The following is a 19,602-nucleotide window of genomic DNA, read 5'->3' on the forward strand; positions in this document are numbered from 1 at the left end:
CGCTTTATAATTTTTTAAATGCTTGAAACCCTGTAAGGGCAAATGTAGGAATCGCAGCCATTCCGAGGACCAGCAGCCAATCCCGGCCAGACAAGGGAACCGTATGGAAAATTGCTTGCAGCGGAGTAATGTACATGACCACGAGCGTAAGCAGAACAGAAGACAAAACAGCCAGGACTAACGCCATGTTACCAAACGGGTTCCGGTGCAGAACTGACCTTTCGCTTCTGCAGTCAAAGACATGGATCAGCTGGGCCATTACCAGGGTTGAAAAAGCGACAGTCTGTGCTTTCATCAGCTGATCCGGGTGCTCGTGCAGAGCGGTCCAGAAAGCAAGAATCGTTACGATTCCAATCATGAAACCCCTGGAAACGATCTTCCATCCAAGCCCTCTTGAGAATACCCCTTCATTGGGCTTCCTCGGAGAGCGTTTCATTACATTATCTTCCGCAGGATCGATACCAAGGGCCATTGCCGGCAGACCGTCTGTTACGAGGTTTACCCATAAGATCTGGATGGGCACAAGCGGCATCGGCATCGACAGGATCATGGCGAACAGCATGACGAGAATCTCACCTACATTTGAAGCCAGCAAGTATCGGATAAACTTCCTGATGTTTTCGTAAATATTTCTTCCTTCCTCGATCGCTGCACGAATGGTTGAAAAATTGTCATCACTTAAAACGAGTGAGGATGCCTCCTTGGCCACGTCTGTTCCCGTTATACCCATCGCGATTCCAATGTTGGCAGATTTTATTGCCGGTGCATCGTTAACCCCGTCCCCTGTCATCGCGACGATATGCCCTCTTTTTTGCAGAGCTTTGACAATCTTAAGCTTATGTTCAGGTGAGACCCTGGCATAAACAAAGATGTTTTCTGCTTCCCTTACCAGATCATCATCTGACATGACCGATAAAGCCGCACCATCAATAACTTTCCCTCCCTGAGGCAGGATGTTCAACTGTCTGGCGATGGCACTTGCGGTAACGACATGGTCACCGGTAATCATAACGGTTTTAATCCCTGCTTCATGGCATCGGTCGATACTCTCTTTCACTTCTTCTCTTGGGGGATCTATCATTCCTTGAAGACCGATGAACGTCAGATGGTTTTCTGCCGACGGTCCTGCGGCAGCTCTGTCTTTTGTATGCAGTGGCTTGTAGGCAACGGCTATGGTTCTCAGTGCCTGGCTTCCGAGACCCAGGATCGCCTCTTTAATCTGTTCGGTATGCTGCTGTTTTAACAGCTGCCGCTTTCCATCCCATAATACATAATCACTTTTTTCCAGTAGGACATCTGGTGCTCCTTTAGTGATTAAAAAAATCTCGTTGTTTTGGTTGCGGACGATTACACTCATCATTTTTCTTGCCGAGTCAAACGGAACCTCGTCCAAAATTTCAACCGAACGGAGAATGTTATCTTTCATCAGCCCTGCTTTTGCTGCGCTGATCAGCAATGCGGTTTCTGTAGGATCACCCATGATGCTGCCAGAATCCGTAAGTTCAGCATTGTTGCAGATCGCGCCGTATGAAAGAAGCTGAAGCAGCCCCTCATGCTCATCGATTCTCGTCTTTTGCCCGTTTCTTATAAATTCTCCTGCAGTATCATAACCGCTTCCTGTTACATTCCATGTCGTTCCTTCACTCCACAAATGAGTGACCGTCATTTTGTTCTGAGTCAACGTTCCCGTTTTATCGGAACAGATGACAGTGGCACAGCCCAGAGTCTCGACCGAAGGAAGCTTTCTTACGATGGCTCTGCGCTTAATCATCTTCTGAACCCCAAGCGCCAGGGCGATCGTTACAATAGCTGGCAGTCCTTCAGGTATGGCAGCCACTGCAAGTGACACACCCGCCAGCACCATGCTGTATAAGTCATGTCCCCTGTATACGCCTGTAACAACAACAAGGACAGTCAAAAGCAAAGCGATGCCTATTAAAATCTTGCCAAGCTGCTCAAGCTTAAGCTGCAGAGGAGTTGCAAGCGTATCAGCATTCTGGATCAGATGGGCGATTTTTCCCATCTCCGTCGTCATTCCCGTCGCAATAACAACTCCTGTTCCGCTGCCCCTGGTCACCATCGTTCCCATAAAAGCCATGTTGGCCTGGTCACCAAGCGGCAATCCGCTTCCTTGGAGTGCCTCTCCCCGTTTTTGAACAGGAATGGATTCTCCTGTCAGTGCTGATTCCTCAATATAAAGGCCTCTAGCAGATACCATGCGGATGTCAGCACCGACCCGGTCTCCAGCTGAAAGCTTCACGATATCACCGGGAACGAGTTCTTTAGCAGAGATCGCCGTCCAGCTGCTGTTTCTCATAACGATCGCAGTTGGAGCAGACAGCTCACGCAGTGCAGTCAGTGACTTTTCCGCTTTTCGTTCCTGAATAAATCCTAATATTCCGTTCATGATCACGATCAGAATAATCGCAATGGCATCAAGATACTCTCCTAGCAAGCCTGACAATAACGTGGCGGCTAGAAGGACGAGCACCATGAAATCCTTGAATTGTGCGAAAAAAACGAGAATCGACGACGGTTTCTTTGCTTCCTGCAGCTGGTTATGTCCTGTTGTTTTCAGCTTTTTCTGGCTTTCCTTATCACTCAGGCCAGTCTGCAGGTTACTGTTGGTCAGGCGTTCAACATCTTCCTTTGATAGCTGATACCAATTCATTTCTCCACCTCTGCCTCATAACGTATATAGCCATTTATATGCAGGCATGTCCTCAATAATGCTATACTGATGAAGAGAGAAACAGAGGTGAAACTATGAGTTTTGATGGAATTGTTACAAGAGCAACAGCTTCAGAGATAAAAAAGACATTGCAATCCGGAAAGATTACAAAAATCTATCAGCCTGATAAAACAGACTTGCTGTTTACGATAAGATCCGGAGGAAAAAACCAAAAACTATTGTTATCCGCCAATCCTTCATTCAGCAGAGTTCAGCTGACCGCAAAATCGTATGATAACCCTGCAGTCCCACCCATGTTCTGCATGCTGCTAAGAAAGCATATGGAAGGTGCAGTCATCGAATCGATCGAACAGATTGATCTGGAAAGAATCATTCATATTAAAGTAAAAAACAGAGATGAGATCGGTGATATCGCCTATAAGACGCTGATCATAGAAATTATGGGAAGGCACAGCAATATTATTCTTGTAGAAGATAAGAACGGCACGATCATAGACTGCATCAAGCATATTCCCCCGTCACTGAACCGATACAGAACTTTGCTTCCCGGACAGAAATACTTATCTCCTCCGCCTCAGGAAAAACATTCTCCGCTTACAGAAAGTGCAGAAGGTTTTATACAAAAAATCAGATGGAACGAAGGTAAGATCGACCGTCAGATCGTGCAGCTTTACAGCGGAATCTCACCACAGATTGCCAGGGAGATAACGTTCCGTGCCGGACTGGCAACGAAAGAGACTCTTTCTGAAGCGTTCACCGCCATGATGGAGGAATTCAGGAACAACCGATATGCACCACAGATGTCTGTCTCAGATGGAAAGGAATACTTTTCGGTTACAGCTCTCTCCCATTTAAAGGGAGAAAGGAAGGATTTCGATACGGCTGGAGAGCTTCTGGACCGCTTCTATTACGGCAAATCCGAACGGGACAGAGTAAAGCAGCAAGCTGCAGATTTGGAAAAAATGCTGCATAACGAGCATGATAAAATTGCCAAAAAAATCAAGAAACTGAATGCATCTCTTTCAGATACAGAGAAAGCAGATAGATTTAAAGTCCTCGGTGAACTTTTGACAGCCCACCTTTATTTGGTGAAAAAAGGCCAAAAGAAAATTGAAGTGACGAATTTCTACGAAGAGGATCAGCCGAAGCTGGAAATTCCGCTTGATCCCCTGAAAGGTCCTTCTGAAAACGCTCAAGCTTATTTCAAAAAGTACACTAAACTTAAAAACTCGGTCGCTTATATTGAAGAGCAGCTGGAAAAAGCGAAAGAAGATCTTCTTTACTTCGAGAGTCTCATCCAGCAGATGGAGTCCGCATCTGTGAGAGATGTGGCAGGCATCCGGGAAGAATTAGAAGAGCAAGGGTATGTCAGAAAACGAAAACAGCAAAAGGCCAAAAAGAATGAAAAGCCTGTTCTAGAAACCTATCAATCAACAGATGGCATTACCATCCTTGTCGGCAAAAATAATAAACAGAATGACTATTTGACGTTTAAAGCCTCACGTCAAAATGAAACGTGGCTTCATACGAAAGACATTCCAGGTTCTCACGTCGTCATAAAGAGCGAGGAAGTTAGCGAAACAGCGCTCCTTGAAGCCGCAGGACTTGCCGCCTATTTTAGCAAAGCCAGGCATTCAGGCTCCGTTCCGGTGGATTATACGCTGATCCGGCACGTTAAAAAGCCATCAGGGGCCAAGCCGGGATTTGTGATCTACGACCAGCAGCAAACCCTTTATGTCACTCCAGATGAAGATCAACTGCTAAAATTAAAAAAATAACCAGGAGCTACCTGGTTATTTTTTTTGCAATGGTGATGATGGCCAATCCATCAAGCACTTCATGATGTGTGACCTCTTCAAGGCCGTTTGTTATAAGAAGAGAAGTCAGGCTATCTGATATGTATCGATGTCTCCTCGTTGAAACATTCGCCCACTTCAGCATGGCCGTTTGTTCAAACCCTGAAATGTTATGCTGCTTGCAATACTGAAAAGCTTCCATCTGATTCATTTTTTCTGATGGATTCAGCATAGCCAGCGTTCCGCCTGGTTTCAGGACTCGGATCATCTCCTTGATGCCCACTTCCGGTTCAGGAAGGAGAAACAGGACACACGTTGATAAAGCCACGTCAAATGATTCATCACCAAACGGCAGATCACATGCATCGCCGATCAAAAACTCCCCCTTCTTGCTGCGGTTATGAAAGAAGAAATTTTGCGTGCTGGCTTTTATCATTTCCGATGACAGATCAATACCTGTAAGCTTGTCGGCTTCATCTGCGCCGCGAAGCAGCAGTCTTCCTGTTCCACATCCGACATCAAGAACGTTTTTATCTCTCCACGATCCTGTTTTCTCCTTTAATGTATCATGGATTCCGCCGAGCCAGGTGGTTCGTGCCATGCTATCGAAAAAAGAGACCAATTCATCGAATTCTTCACCGTTCATCTTCCTCAATCAGAAGCGCTCCTTCCATTCTCCCGCTATGCGTTTTGAAGCCAGTTCTCCGGATTTTCTTTCCAAGAGAGCAAATACGAGAGATCATCTTTAGAAATATAGCCTTCCACAGAGGCTGTTTCTATTAATGTACTAAAATCGGTGAGAGTTTGCACGTTTATGTTGTTGGCTGCCAGATTATCCGCCCCTTTGGCAAGTTCGTAAGAAAAGACCGCAACAACTCCAAGTACATTGCAGCCTGCTTCCCTAAGTGCCTGAACGGCAGTAATGACGCTCCCTCCAGTTGAAACCAGATCTTCGACCACTACCACGTTCATTCCGGCTTCCGCTTTCCCTTCGATCTGTTTGCCTTTTCCGTGAGACTTTGCACTGCTCCTCACATAGCTCATCGGAAGGTCAAGACGGTCTGCAAGCAGTGCCGCATGCGGAATCCCGGCTGTTGCTGTTCCCGCGATCATGTTCGTTTCCGGAAAATGCTCTAGAACAAGGTTCTTCAATCCTTCTGCGATCTCATTGCGCACGTTTGGATAGGAGAGTGTCAGGCGGTTGTCGCAATAGATAGGAGATTTCATTCCAGATGACCAAGTATACGGATGTTCCACCGATAGTGTAACGGCTTCAATGGAAAGCAGGTCTTTAGCGATTTGTTTTTTCATGTAAAATCCCCCATTCTTTTTCGATATTTACGTATGTTTGCAATGGATCAAGAGACCCGGTAATGCTTCTTCCCACCACAATGTAATCAGATCCTAGCTCTTTGGCTACTGCAGGGTCAGCGGTTCTCTTCTGATCGTTCTTATCATCATCTTTAAGCCTGATCCCGGGAGTTACGGTTAGAAATTCTTGTCCGCAGACCCTCTTGATGTGCGGCACCTCAAGCGGTGAACAGACCACGCCATCAAGCCCGCTTTCTTTCGCAAGCTTTGCATAATGGCTGACCGCCCACTCCATGGATTCGCCGATCAGCAATTCATCCTTGAGCATCTGTGACGATGTACTGGTTAACTGGGTCACCGCGATGCAGAGAGGACGCTTTTCTGGACCTGCTACAGCTTCCAGCCCTTCGATGGCACCTCTCATCATTTCTCGCCCCCCGGCTGCATGAACGTTTACCATATCGACTCCGAGAGCGGCAATTCGTTCCATCGCTTTTCGGACCGTTGTCGGAATATCATGAAGCTTTAAATCAAGAAAGATCCGGAACTTTTTTTCTTTCAGATAAGAGACCAGTTGAGGTCCCTCTCCATAGAACAGCTCCATCCCAACTTTTACCCAGGCCTCTTGCCCTTCAAATGGTTCAATAAACGCTTCTACTTCTTTTTTACCCGGAAAATCTAGCGCGATAATGACGGGACTTCGCATTCCCTCCAGCTCCCTCCGATTATTTCTCTGATATGGCTGACGTTCATTTTCTCAAGCAATTCCGGCAATTGTGAGATAATATCCGGGCAGATGAACGGATCTACAAAGTTCGCCGTTCCGACCGCGACTGCAGAAGCACCGGCCAGCATGAATTCGATCACATCCTCCGCACAGCTGACGCCTCCCATTCCAATGATCGGGATGGATACCGCCTGGCTCACCTCATGGATCATGCGGATCGCCACTGGCTTGATCGCTGGTCCTGACAACCCGCCAGTTTTATTGGCTAAAATCGGTTTTCGTGTTTTCAAATCGATTCTCATACCTAAAAGCGTGTTGATCATTGAAAGACCATCCGCCCCAGCTTCCTCTACCGCTATTGCCATCTCGGCAATATTGGCAACGTTTGGAGACAATTTAACATACACCGGCTTGGACGAGACGGCTTTCACTCTTTTTGTCAGTGCGGCTGCTGTTCTCGCGTCCGTTCCAAACTGAATGCCGCCTTCTTTTACGTTCGGACATGATATATTCAGCTCCAAAACAGAGACTTGAGGATGGCTGGACATCTTCTCTGCGACTTCACAGTAATCTTCTTCTGTTGATCCAGCGATATTGGCAACGATCGGAAGGTCATACGATTTAAGAAAAGGCAGTTCTTTTTCCATGATTTGATCCACACCAGGATTCTGCAATCCTATCGCGTTGAGCATCCCGCTATGGGTTTCGGCCACCCTTGGTGTAGGATTGCCGAACCTCGCTTCAACGGTGGCTGCCTTAATGGCAGCAGCCCCAAGGACTGACAGATCATAAAATCCTGCATATTCACGGCCGAATCCAAAACATCCTGAAGCAGGCATGATCGGATTCTTCATTTTTAAACCTGGCAGACTTACCTCAAGACGTTTCATAATACCACCTCACCAATCGGGAATACCGGACCATTGCTGCATACTTTCACATAGTCTGAGGGAAGCCCTCCATTCACATGGCAAACACAGGCGAAACAAGCTCCGATTCCGCAGCCCATCCGTTCTTCTAAAGAGAAGTAACCATCAGCTGAAGGCACCTGCTGTTCCAAAGCTTTTAGCATTACAGTGGGTCCGCACGAAAACAGCAGGTCATAATGTAAATCTTTGTTTTTTATCACATTTGTTACAAACCCTTTAGTCCCTTGAGATCCATCCACCGTTGAAACATATGCTTCTCCTAGCTCGGCGAATTTCTCACTGTAAAATCCGTCTTCTGCAGATTGGAATCCAAGTACGGATATCACATTGATTCCTTGGCTGCGCAGTTTTTTTGCCAGATAGTACAAGGGAGGCACACCGATACCCCCGCCGACAAGCAGCGCTGTCTGTCCTTGGGAGAGCTCGTCCAGAGGAAACCCGTTTCCTAACGGTCCGAGAAGGTCGATCTTCTCGCCCTCCTTTTTTTGGCTGAGCAAAGCGGTACCCGTGCCCTCTTTGCGGTAAAGCATCGTCACGGTCCGGCTATCCAGGTCCACATCACAGATAGAAATCGGCCTTCTGAGCAAAGGCTGAAATGTGTCAGTGACTCGTATGTGGACAAACTGGCCGGGAGAAGTCATTTCCTTAACAATATTTCCCTGTACTTTCAGTTCAAAAATGTGACGAGCAATCTCCTTCTGAGAAACTACTTCTACCAGTTCCTTTTTCATATGAGAACACGATCCTTTTCAAAGGCTGGCATTTGTCTGGCTGTAAAGGTCAAGGACTCAAGGACACCAAGCAAGGCTTCTGCAGTATCAAGACTTGTTAAACACACCACTCCGTTTTCGGACGATTCTCTTCGTATGCGGAATCCATCGCGTGCAGGAACTTTTCCTTTCGTCAGCGTGTTGACCACAAATTGCGCTTCGCCCTGGCGGATCACATCAAGCAGGTTTCTTTCCTTGCTTCCGATCTTGTGAACAACCGTCACAGGGATCTGCTGCTCTTGCAAATAGTTCGCTGTTCCTTCTGTCGCCATGATCGTATAGCCGATTTCGTAGAAACGCTTCATCAGGCGGAGCGCTTCTGGTTTGTCTTTATCTGCTACGGTGAACAGTACAGATCCATATGTTGGCATTTTCATTCCTGAAGCCACAAGTCCTTTATATAGCGCCTTTTGCAGCGTGGTATCTCTTCCCATCACTTCTCCAGTGGACTTCATCTCCGGACTTAAGTACGTATCCACCCGGCGCAGTTTGGCAAAAGAAAACACGGGTACTTTAACGAAAACTTCTTCTTTTTCTGGAGCATATCCTGTTTCGTAGCCCAGTTCTTTCAGTGGTGTTCCAAGAATCACTTTGGTTGCCAGGTTGGCCATCGGAATACCTGTAATCTTGCTCAAGAAAGGTACCGTTCGGCTTGATCTTGGATTGACTTCCAATACATAGACCTCTTCGCCATGCAGCACGAACTGGATGTTAAGAAGTCCGATGATTCCGAGGCCTCTTGCCATTGAGATCGTACGTTCGATAATTTTATCTTTCTGTTCAGGCGTCAATCGCTGAGGCGGATAGACGGCAATGGAGTCACCTGAGTGAACGCCCGCACGTTCGATGTGCTCCATTATTCCTGGAATGAATACATCATCTCCATCGGATATCGCGTCAACTTCTACTTCTTTGCCCTCAAGGTAACGGTCGATCAAGACAGGATGTTCAGGATTTACTCTCACCGCATTCTCCATGTATTGAAGAAGTTCTTTTTCTTTATAGACGATCTCCATCGCTCTGCCTCCCAGAACGTAGGAAGGCCTAACGAGGACCGGATAGCCGATTCTCTCTGCAATAACCTGTGCTTCTTTGACAGAAAACGCTGTTTCTCCTTCCGGCTGAGGAATGTTCAGTTCTTTCATCGCCTGTTCAAACCGGTCTCTGTCTTCTGCTCTATCCATGTTGTCAAGTGAGGTTCCAAGGATGGCTACCCCTCGCTCATGCAAAGCATCTGCAAGATTGATGGCCGTCTGCCCGCCAAACTGGACAATCACTCCCTTTGGATTTTCTTGATCGATGACATGCATCACGTCTTCAACGGTTAACGGTTCAAAATAAAGCTTATCCGATGTACTGAAGTCTGTGGACACTGTTTCTGGATTGTTATTGATGATGATCGCTTCATAGCCGGCTTCTTTGATCGCCCAGACCGTGTGCACGGTCGCATAGTCGAATTCGATGCCCTGACCGATCCGGATCGGCCCGGAACCGAGAACAAGGACGCTTTCTCTTTCTGTTCGTAACGATTCATTTTCTTCACCGTATGTTCCATAGTAATATGGCGTTTCAGACTCAAACTCTGCCGCACATGTGTCTACCATCTTGTACACAGGCTTGATATCCTTCTTCATTCTAAGTTCATAGATTTCTTTCTCAGGCATGTTCCAGGCTTTCGCCAGCCATACGTCGCTGAAGCCCTTTTCTTTTGCGGCACGCAGCAATCCTAAATCACCAACTTTGTTAAGCACTTTCTGCTCAAGGTCAATGATTCCTTTGATCTTTTCAAGGAAGAAAACATCGATCTTCGTCAGCTCCCAAATGTCCCTTACCGTCATTCCGATTCTGAAACCTTGCGCGATATGGTATAAACGCTCATCGTCTGCGCTGACCAGTACTGGGATCAATTCTTCTCTTGTCTGCTTCGGATTGCTGATTTCAAGATGATAGCATTTTGTTTCAAGCGAGCGGACCGCCTTCAGCAATGACTCTTCCAAATTCCTTCCGATCGCCATCACTTCTCCCGTTGCTTTCATCTGGGTACCGAGCTTTCGGTTTGCTCCTTCAAATTTATCAAACGGCCATCTCGGAATCTTTGTTACGATGTAATCTAGTGCCGGTTCAAAACTTGCGTAAGTGGAGCCTGTGACCGGGTTTTTGATCTCATCCAGTGTGTATCCGACAGCAATTTTAGCTGCGATCTTGGCAATGGGATAACCTGTTGCTTTTGAGGCTAGCGCAGACGACCGGCTTACCCTTGGATTTACTTCAATAATGTAATAGTTGCTGCTGTCAGGATCGAGAGCAAGCTGGACATTGCATCCTCCCTCTATCTTTAATGCCTGAATAATCTTGAGAGAAGCGTTTCTTAAAAGCTGGTAATCTCTGTCGCTCAGCGTCTGGCTTGGTGCAACTACAATTGAATCCCCGGTATGGATGCCGACAGGATCGATGTTTTCCATGTTGCAGACAACGATGGATGTGTCGTTGCTGTCACGCATCACTTCATACTCAATTTCTTTGAATCCGGCAATGCTCTTTTCAAGCAAGACCTGGTGTACAGGGCTGGCAAGCAAGCCGCTCGTTACGATTTCTTTCAATTCCTCTTCATCACTGGCAATTCCCCCGCCTGTCCCACCGAGGGTGAAAGCTGGGCGAATGATCACGGGATAACCGATTTCCGCCGTAAATGCTGCTGCCTCTTCATACGTACGGATAATCTCGCTCTCCGGCACCGGTTCGTTCAGTTCATTCATCAGCCCTCTGAAAAGTTCACGATCTTCTGCCTGTTGAATGCTTGAAAGTGTTGTTCCAAGCAGTTCCACATTGCATTCTTCAAGAATGCCGCTCTCTGACAATTCCACAGCAAGGTTTAAGCCTGTCTGTCCGCCAAGTGTGGCTAAAAGTCCATCTGGGCGTTCCTGGCGGATAATCCGGCTGACAAACGGAACCGTAAGCGGCTCTATGAAAACTTTGTCTGCCATCGAGGTATCGGTCATGATGGTCGCCGGATTGGAGTTGACAAGGATAACTTCATAGCCTTCTTCTTTTAACGCCTGGCAAGCCTGTGTACCGGCATAATCAAACTCTGCAGCTTGTCCAATGACGATCGGACCTGATCCGATCACAAGTATTTTTTTAATGTCTAAGCGTTTAGGCATATTTCTTTCCCCTCTTCCTTGGTAGTTTCCATCATGTTCATGAACTTTTCAAACAGCGGATTGGCATCCATAGGCCCTGGTGAGGCTTCTGGATGGTATTGCACTGAAAATGCGGGTTTTACTTTGTGTCCCAATCCTTCGACAGTTCCGTCATTGACAGCGGTATGCGTTAATCTAAGCTCCGTCCCGGCAAGGGTTTCGGGGCTGACTGTATACCCGTGGTTCTGTGCCGTCATTGTTATTTTTCCTGTCTGAAGGTCTTTTACAGGATGGTTTGAGCCGCGATGGCCAAATTTCAGTTTTTCTGTATTTGCTCCCATTGCCAGCGCGAACAGCTGGTGGCCTAAGCAGATCCCAAACAGCGGGATTTCTTCTTCCAGAATGCTGGTGATCATATGAAGGGCTTCCGGCACATCCTTAGGGTCTCCAGGGCCATTGCTTAAAAGAATACCGTCTGGATTCAGCAGTAAGATCTCCTCTGCTGTTGTATTGTAGGGAACCACAACCACATCGCAGCTGCGCTGTGACAGTTCTCTTAAGATCCCGCTTTTTGCCCCATAATCCACTACGACGACCCTTCGTCCTGTGTTTGGGAGATGATAAGGTGTTTTCGTAGAAACAGATTGAACATGGTCCGTTTTAAGCGGTGCAGATTTAAGCTCTTCTACGATAGCAGCTGTATCAGCCTCAGCTGAAGCAATCTTGCCTTTCAGCGTTCCATGTTTCCGGATTAAACGAGTTAGCTTTCTTGTATCGATTCCCATTAGGCCCGGTATATTTTTTGCTTTTAACAGTTCATCAAGTGTCCCGAGGGACTGATAGTGGCTGGGCATTGAACACGCTTCGTTGACGATCAGTCCGTGAACAGCAGGTGAGATGGATTCAAAGTCCTGGCGGTTAACGCCGTAGTTTCCGATCATCGGGTATGTCAGTGTCACGATTTGTCCGCAATAGGAAGGGTCGGACAAGATCTCCTGATAGCCCGTCATCCCTGTATTAAAGATAACTTCGCCTTCCTGATCGATTGCACTTCCAAATCCATCTCCGTGAAATACGGTACCGTCTTCTAAAACCAGAATCCGTTTCATGCGTTTACACTCTCCTTTTCATACTTAAAGCTGCCTTCTACAATCGTAAGTACGGGCCATCCTTTGCAGCTCCAGCCTGCAAACGGTGTATTCTTTCCTTTTGAAACAAAGTTTTCAGGATCTATTTTTTCTTCATGATTTAAGTCGATCACCGTCAGGTCCGCCACCGCTCCAATCTCCAATGTTCCGTAAGGAAGATTGAACGAATCAGCTGGCTTCCGCGTAAACCCGTCAACCAGTTCCTGCAGGGTCAAAACTCCCTTTTGAACAAGATTGGTGTATAGAAGCGGGAAGGCTGTTTCCAGACCAACGATACCGAAAGGAGCAAGTTCCATTCCCTGGTCTTTCTCATCTTTGCTATGAGGCGCATGATCAGTAGCCAGAAAATCAATAACCCCGGATTTATAGGCTTCAATCAGCGCTTTTCTGTCTTCATTTCCTCTCAGCGGAGGATTCATCTTATAATTCGTGTCTAATCCTGGTATATCTTCATCACACAATAGCAAGTGATGCGGAGTTACTTCAGCTGTTACTTTGATTCCTGCTGCCTTCGCATCTTTTATCACACGAACAGACTCTTTCGTACTCACATGGCAGACGTGATAGCGGGCTCCAGCTGCCTCTGCCAAAAGAACATCCCTGGCAATTTGAACCGCTTCGCATACGGAAGGGATTCCATTTAGTCCATGTTTTTCTGCAAAATCTCCTTTATGTACCGATCCTTTATGGATCAGTGTGTTCTCTTCACAGTGAGCAACGATAACCGCATCGCTCTGTTTAGCCAGCCTCATCGCCTGAAGCATCATGTCCGCCGACTGGACACCTACTCCATCATCTGTAAAGGCAAACGCACCTTTGTTTTTTAACGCTTCAAAATCAGTAAGTTCCTTGCCTGCCTGCCTGGTTGTGATCGAAGCATATGGAAGGATACGAACGGAAGCTGTCTCTTTGATCTTTTCATTCACCCATTGAAGCTGTGCAGCGTTGTCAGGCACCGGTTTAGTGTTCGGCATGGCGGCAACTGTCGTAAATCCTCCTCTTGCAGCTGCTTTTGTTCCTGTTTCAATCGTTTCTTTATGTTCTCCGCCAGGCTCCCGCAAATGGACATGGAGATCGATAAGTCCCGGAGTAACCAGGTTCCCTGACACGTCAATCACCTTATGGCCTTCTTCAGGCAGTGACTCGCCCAGATCTGCTATTTTTGTATCCTCGATTAAAATGTCCTGTACTTTTAAACCATTTGTCCCAGTCAGTACTTTACCACCCTTTAACAAGATGCCCATTCTTTGTTTCCTCCTTTGAATTGGTTTCCAGCGCCCATTTAAGAACCGCCATTCTGACAAAAACTCCATTGTTCATCTGCTTAAAAATTCTTGAACGATCACATTCCACAAGTTCGTCGGCAATCTCTACTCCCCGGTTTACAGGGGCGGGATGCATGATGATGGCATGGTCTTTCATTCTTTTTTCCCGTTTAACGGTCAATCCGTACTTTTCGTGATACTGATCAGCCGTCATGCTGCTCTTGTTATCATGGCGTTCGTGCTGAATCCGCAGCAGCATGAGTACATCTGCTGTTTCAACCGCTTCATCCATCGTAAGATAGCCATTCTCACCCAGTTCACTGTCATACCATTCTCTCGGTCCTGAAAAATAAACTTTTGCGCCTAGACGAACTAGAATTTCCGCATTGGATTTCGCAACACGGCTATGCCTGATGTCACCGACGATAACTACCTTTAACCCCTGCAGGACGATGAATTCCTGCTGGATGGTGAGCAAGTCAAGCAATGACTGGGTAGGATGGTTTCCGCATCCGTCACCTGCATTGATGATCGGAATTCCTACTCTGCCGGCCAGTTCATCAAAGTACCGGTCTTTACTGTGCCGGATAACTGCGGCAGCCGCACCGATTTCTTCAAGTGTTCTGACCGTATCGTAAAGAGTTTCCCCTTTTTGGGTGCTCGAGTAGACGCAGTCAAGGTTTAATACATCCAGTCCTAATTTCCGTTCGGCTGCTTCAAAGCTCATTCTCGTTCTCGTGCTCGGTTCAAAAAACAGGTTGGCTGTGAACGTCTGGCCTTCCGGCTGCCATCGCTCTCCTTTGGCAAACGCGTGTGCATCATGCAGGATCTGTTCGATCTCTAGAACTGACAGATCTTTCATCGTGAGTAAATTTTTCATAGTATCAGCTCCTTTTTAATTTTTCCTAAAAAAACACCCTGACGTTTTCTTGTCAGGGTGCAGCCAGATTTGAAGAAGCGTATACGCTCTTCAAACTGGTTCACCCTTCTAAGCCTCTCGGACTCATTTAAAAGGTGTTCATTATGCAGCTGGGTCGTTTTCAGATACTCCGAACATCTTATTCAGTAGTTCAGAATCATCTTCTCGTCCTGGAAGGACAAGGTTTAAGAACACACCGATCAAAGTGGCCAGCGCCATGCCGGTGATCTGCAGAGTTTCACTAAATTGGAGGACCGCTCCCCCGATTCCTGTAACAAGGATGACGGAAGAGATGATCAGATTTCGTTTGTTTCCAAAATCAATTTGATTATCAATCAGCATCCTGAGCCCCGATGAAGCAATGATCCCAAAGAGAAGGATGGAAACACCGCCCATGACCGGTGTTGGTACAGAGCTGATAAGTGCAGTGACCTTTCCTGAAAACCCGAAGCAGATGGCCGTCACTGCCGCTCCCCCGATAACAAAAACGGAGAACACTCTCGTGATGGCCAAGACTCCTATGTTTTCACCATATGTGGTCACTGGGGGGCCACCTATGAAAGAACCGATCATTACCCCGATGCCGTCACCGAGGATGGAGCGATGCAGACCTGGTTTTTCTAAAAAGTTTCGGCCGACAACCTTGCTCAGTACAAGCTGATGCCCGATATGCTCGGCGATTGTAACTGTAGCCACCGGCATCATGATAAATGCGATCGACCAGGAAAAATGCGGTGTGTAGGATACAAACGGAAACATGAAGTCAGGTGCATCGATGAGACTAGCTTGCTTTACTTTCGACAAATCCACCATCCCCCTCGCAAAGGCAAAGAGATATCCGGCGATGATACCGATCAGGATGGGAATGATTCCAAAGATTCCTTTTAAATACATCGAGCAAACGATCGTGACAGCCAGTGTGAACAAAGCTACTGAAAAGTAGGACAAGCTATACTCGTTTGTATGTGGATTGTTCATTGCCATTTTAACTGCTGTATTGGCGAGCCCCAGTCCAATAACGATAATGACAGGACCGACTACAACGGGGGGCATAATTCTCATCAGCCATTTCAACCCGCTTGTTTTAATGATCAAAGCTACTGCTCCGTAAACAAGCCCGGCAAGAAAGCTTCCGACCATCGCGGCTTCAGGTCCGCCCAGCATTTTAACGGAAATGATTGGAGTGATGAACGCAAAGGATGAACCAAGGTAAGCGGGAATCTGGCCTTTTGTCACCAGCAAGTAAGCCAATGTTGCCAAACCGCTTGAGACCAGTGCGACCCCTGGATCCAGTTTAACCAGGAATGGTACAAGAACCGTAGCACCGAACATGGCAAATAGGTGCTGCAGGCTTAACGTCAGCCATTGGTGAATTTTCGGTACTTCACGCACATCCAGTATGGCATGGCGTGTTTCCTGTTGATCTGTATTTTCATTATTTCTGTTTTTATCCATAAAAAATACCTCCTTTGCAAGTGAAGGAGGTTGTGCTGAATACACAGGTCTGCCTATTTGTGCAGCCTGTCTATCCATACCTCCCTTGCTAGTCTCTCTGGACTCGATTTAAAGGGACGTGCGCTATTTATTGTTTTCGTGGATGGATACTTCATCAGCTCCATCGACCTCTGCTAAGGAAGCTGAAATGATTTCATTATTTGATGTTGGTACATTCTTGCCGACATAATCAGCCCTTATCGGCAGTTCGCGGTGGCCTCTGTCGATGAGGACAGCCAGCTGGATCGAAGCAGGGCGGCCGATGTCCATGACGGCGTCCATCGCTGCTCTTACCGTTCTGCCTGTGAACAGAACATCATCCACCAATATTACTTTTTTATTGGCAATATCCACAGGAATATCCGTTCCTTTTAATTCAGGTTCAAGATTCTCGGTCTTAACTTTAAGGTCGTCACGGTAAAGGGTGATATCGATGTCTCCCACCTTGACTGGTTTCCCCTCAATGTTCTGAATTCGTTCTGCAAGGCGCTTCGCCAAATATTCACCTCTTGTTTTAATGCCTACCAGGACCACATTTTCAATTCCTTTGTTCCGTTCAATGATCTCATGAGCAATCCTTGTCAGTGCCCGGCGGATCGCCTGATCATCCATAATGACTGCCTTTTGCATGACTTGTCACCTTCTTTTTTGTTCGTTAATGCTTATCCTTTAAGCGGCCCATAAAAAATCCCCTCACCGTATGGGCGAGAGGACATAGTTAGGCCTGCAGCCTAAATCCGTTTCCTTCTCAGCCTCACGGGACTGTTGTTAAAGGACTATTCATTTGACCTTATTATTACAGAAAGGAAGGACGCTGTCAACCCATTTTCCGTCGAAGATTGTCGAGCAGCTGTTCCATATCTTCTGGAAGAGGAACTTCAAATTCCATATATTCCTTTGTGCGAGGATGTTCAAAACCGATCAAACCTGCATGGAGGGCTTGTCCATTGATATCAAGCGTCTTTTTGGGGCCATATTTCGGATCTCCTGCAAGAGGAAAACCGATATATTTCAGATGCACACGAATCTGGTGTGTTCTGCCTGTTTCCAGCTGGCATTCAACAAATGTGAAATCATTGAACTTTTCCAGAACATTAAAATGGGTTACCGCGTCTCTGCTGTTTTCATCCGTAACCGTCATCTTTTGGCGGTCACTTTTATCACGCCCGATCGGTGCATCAATGGTTCCCTTGTCGTGAGGCATGACGCCATGAACAATGGCTTTGTATTTCCGTGTCGTAGTCTTTGCTTTTAGCTGGCTCACTAAAGATTCATGGGCCATATCATTTTTAGCAACCATCAAAAGACCTGTGGTATCTTTATCAATACGATGGACGATGCCAGGCCGAAGAACTCCGTTTATACCTGATAAATCCTTGCAATGGGCCATGAGACCATTAACGAGAGTACCTGAATAATTTCCAGGAGCCGGATGAACCACCATTCCTCTTGGCTTATTCACGACTAGCACGTCGGAATCCTCATAGACAATATCAAGATTCAATTCTTCTGCTTCAACATCCAAGATTGTCGGTTCGGGAATCGTGATGGAGATAATATCCCCTGCACTGCATTTGTAATTGGTCTTGACCGTTTTGCCGTTGACAGTTACCATGCCCTCCTTCACCCAATTTTGGACTTGAGACCGCGACCAGTCTGATTCAATGGAAGTTACCACCTTATCAATTCGCTCAGACTGTTGTTCTTCCTCTATTTTAACCTCGATGTGCTCCATTCATGTTCTCCTTCTTATTCTTGCTTTCCATTAATGTTTGAATAAATATTAGTATGACACCAATAACCAGTGCGGAATCGGCCACATTGAATATCGGATAGTTATAGTTCGATATCTTGACGTCCAGGAAGTCAACGACCTCTTTCCTGATGATACGGTCTAAAAAGTTCCCGGTTGCTCCCCCGAGCACAAGACCAAGCGCTGTTCGCAGCAACGGCTGATGTTTAGCGTGCTTCTGCATATAATAGATGACCGCAGCGATAACAGCGATCGTAATGATGACAAAAAACCACATCTGATTTTGCAGAATACCGAAGGCAGCTCCTCTGTTCCGATGTGAGGTTATGTAAAAAACATTTTCTATGACCGTAATACTTTGTCCATAATGCATGTTTTTAACGATCCACCATTTTGTCACCTGGTCAAGGCCAAGCACCAAAAGTGCAAGAAGATAATAGTACACTTTGTTTCCTCCGATTCCTAAGTTTATACTTTCAAATTTTAGCACAGGCTGAAGGCCAAGCACAATCCAAAGACTAAATTATTTAGCTTATCATCGCCATAAGCATCAGTATGCAGAAAAGGGGCTGTCCTGAAAGTCGAAAATTGACCTTCAGGCAGCTCCTTTGACGTGAAAAATCTTCAATGAAAAGTTGATTGAAGTGGAAGGTGCGAGACTCCTGCGGGACTAGCGTGACAGGTGAGACTCCCGCAGGCGCTAGCGCCAAAAAGTAGGCGTTCACGCCGGTAAGGCTCACCGNNTTCTTGGACAGCCCCTTTCAGCTACTCACACTCATGTATCTCTTTTTGCTTCTGAACTTTGCTTCCATAGATGATGAAACGGACAGGACGAGGCTGCCGTCTCATCATCCCTTAAATAATATTGTTTCCATTCTTTATTTTCGGCATCTCCATACTTTTTTAATTCAGGGTGGATTGGAGCGGTATCATAGGTTGACAGTCGATCCCTGATCCATTCAGACATCTTTTCTGCCTTTCTCTGGTCTTCATTGAAACGGGAAAGTACCCACCTCGGTGTAAGAGCGAGCATAAAAAAGGGAAAGTAACGGCTGTACCTTTTCACATGTGCGGGTGTTCCGCAAAATACGAAATATTGTTCCAATCCATAACAAAACTCCCAGGTAGCATCCTCTGGATCATTTGAAATATGTGCCGGCCAAGGTTTTTTGTCAAGCGATGAAGTTCTTTTCATCAAGTCCCAAAAAACTTCTTCGTACGTATTTACCGTTTGATACTCTTCAGGATGAGCCGGATCATTATTAAAGAAAACAACAAGAGCCGAATAAAGGCCGGTTTCACGGGAGCACTTTCCATATGAATCCAGCAGTTCTGCAAAGGCTTCAGAAGCTTCCCTGCTTTCTGGTCGGGGTGCGAAACCATAACGGATATGGCCGAGCTGATACCCTTGAATGGCGGGAATGCAGGGAAATTTAAGTTCATGATTCGTCATCTTGCTATGAAAAGCATGGAATGCATTCCTTTTCCAATCGTCAAGCAGTACAGATGCACTCTCCTTGTCATATAACCGTTCCATACTCAGCCTCCTTGCTTTTACATTATTTCAAAGCAAGTGGTTAGGTGAATGTCCATACAAAAAGCAGAAAATAGCCTAAAAAAAGCCGTCCTCCTCAAGCCGCAATGATTGCGTCGTCAGA

General features: G+C 46.4%; 16 protein-coding genes. 1 reads left to right on the forward strand and 15 read right to left on the reverse strand.

Features of this window, described 5'->3' with window-relative positions:
* Positions 1–4: 4 nt before the first annotated feature.
* Entirely contained in the window at positions 5–2,671 is a 2,667-nt protein-coding gene (locus P4361_RS14235; RefSeq protein WP_328089810.1) for a calcium-translocating P-type ATPase, SERCA-type, read from the reverse strand.
* 95 nt (positions 2,672–2,766) lie between these two features.
* Between P4361_RS14235 and P4361_RS14240 the strand changes: the two genes are divergently transcribed.
* On the forward strand, positions 2,767–4,470 hold the full coding sequence (locus P4361_RS14240) for an Rqc2 family fibronectin-binding protein (RefSeq protein WP_256225726.1): 1,704 nt from the start codon (positions 2,767–2,769) through the stop codon (positions 4,468–4,470).
* Between the two features lie 7 nt (positions 4,471–4,477).
* On the opposite strand, the gene P4361_RS14245 is transcribed toward P4361_RS14240, so the two are convergent.
* The 14 genes from P4361_RS14245 to P4361_RS14310 all read right to left on the reverse strand — a co-directional run bounded on the left by P4361_RS14245 (position 4,478) and on the right by P4361_RS14310 (position 19,481).
* Entirely contained in the window at positions 4,478–5,134 is a 657-nt protein-coding gene (locus P4361_RS14245) for a class I SAM-dependent methyltransferase (RefSeq protein ID WP_328090026.1), read from the reverse strand.
* 35 nt (positions 5,135–5,169) lie between these two features.
* Positions 5,170–5,799 (reverse strand): orotate phosphoribosyltransferase, encoded by a 630-nt coding sequence (pyrE, locus tag P4361_RS14250; RefSeq protein WP_256225725.1) that lies wholly within the window; start codon positions 5,797–5,799, stop codon positions 5,170–5,172.
* Positions 5,780–6,505: an orotidine-5'-phosphate decarboxylase gene (pyrF, locus tag P4361_RS14255; RefSeq protein ID WP_256225722.1), complete on the reverse strand. Its 726-nt coding sequence runs from the start codon at positions 6,503–6,505 to the stop codon at positions 5,780–5,782. The genes pyrE and pyrF overlap by 20 nt, the downstream gene beginning before the upstream one ends.
* Positions 6,478–7,416 carry a dihydroorotate dehydrogenase gene (locus tag P4361_RS14260; RefSeq protein WP_256225721.1) on the reverse strand — a complete coding sequence of 313 codons (939 nt, stop codon included), beginning with the start codon at positions 7,414–7,416 and terminating at the stop codon, positions 6,478–6,480. Before P4361_RS14260 ends, pyrF begins: the two co-directional genes overlap by 28 nt.
* The gene (locus P4361_RS14265; protein ID WP_328089812.1) at positions 7,413–8,186 is read right to left on the reverse strand and encodes a dihydroorotate dehydrogenase electron transfer subunit; all 774 of its coding nucleotides are present in this window, start codon (positions 8,184–8,186) and stop codon (positions 7,413–7,415) included. Before P4361_RS14265 ends, P4361_RS14260 begins: the two co-directional genes overlap by 4 nt.
* Positions 8,183–11,386: a carbamoyl-phosphate synthase large subunit gene (carB, locus tag P4361_RS14270; RefSeq protein WP_256225719.1), complete on the reverse strand. Its 3,204-nt coding sequence runs from the start codon at positions 11,384–11,386 to the stop codon at positions 8,183–8,185. The genes P4361_RS14265 and carB overlap by 4 nt, the downstream gene beginning before the upstream one ends.
* Positions 11,371–12,474, reverse strand: a complete 1,104-nt coding sequence (locus P4361_RS14275) for a carbamoyl phosphate synthase small subunit (protein WP_328089813.1) — start codon at positions 12,472–12,474, stop codon at positions 11,371–11,373. Before P4361_RS14275 ends, carB begins: the two co-directional genes overlap by 16 nt.
* A complete protein-coding gene (locus tag P4361_RS14280; RefSeq protein WP_328089815.1) occupies positions 12,471–13,757 on the reverse strand; it encodes a dihydroorotase in 1,287 nt (428 codons plus the stop codon). Before P4361_RS14280 ends, P4361_RS14275 begins: the two co-directional genes overlap by 4 nt.
* A complete protein-coding gene (locus tag P4361_RS14285; protein ID WP_328089816.1) occupies positions 13,732–14,658 on the reverse strand; it encodes an aspartate carbamoyltransferase catalytic subunit in 927 nt (308 codons plus the stop codon). Before P4361_RS14285 ends, P4361_RS14280 begins: the two co-directional genes overlap by 26 nt.
* 141 nt (positions 14,659–14,799) lie before the next feature.
* The gene (locus tag P4361_RS14290) at positions 14,800–16,152 is read right to left on the reverse strand and encodes a solute carrier family 23 protein (RefSeq protein WP_091005344.1); all 1,353 of its coding nucleotides are present in this window, start codon (positions 16,150–16,152) and stop codon (positions 14,800–14,802) included.
* Between the two features lie 123 nt (positions 16,153–16,275).
* Positions 16,276–16,821 (reverse strand): bifunctional pyr operon transcriptional regulator/uracil phosphoribosyltransferase PyrR, encoded by a 546-nt coding sequence (gene pyrR / locus P4361_RS14295; RefSeq protein ID WP_053354558.1) that lies wholly within the window; start codon positions 16,819–16,821, stop codon positions 16,276–16,278.
* Between the two features lie 187 nt (positions 16,822–17,008).
* Entirely contained in the window at positions 17,009–17,926 is a 918-nt protein-coding gene (locus P4361_RS14300) for an RluA family pseudouridine synthase (RefSeq protein ID WP_328089817.1), read from the reverse strand.
* Positions 17,907–18,389 carry a signal peptidase II gene (gene lspA / locus P4361_RS14305; RefSeq protein ID WP_053354560.1) on the reverse strand — a complete coding sequence of 161 codons (483 nt, stop codon included), beginning with the start codon at positions 18,387–18,389 and terminating at the stop codon, positions 17,907–17,909. Before lspA ends, P4361_RS14300 begins: the two co-directional genes overlap by 20 nt.
* Positions 18,390–18,719: 330 nt before the next feature.
* Positions 18,720–19,481 carry a YqcI/YcgG family protein gene (locus P4361_RS14310; RefSeq protein ID WP_328089818.1) on the reverse strand — a complete coding sequence of 254 codons (762 nt, stop codon included), beginning with the start codon at positions 19,479–19,481 and terminating at the stop codon, positions 18,720–18,722.
* Positions 19,482–19,602 lie beyond the last annotated feature (121 nt).

The organism is Fictibacillus sp. B-59209 (assembly GCF_036216745.1).
GTDB lineage: Bacteria > Bacillota > Bacilli > Bacillales > Fictibacillaceae > Fictibacillus_C > Fictibacillus_C marinisediminis.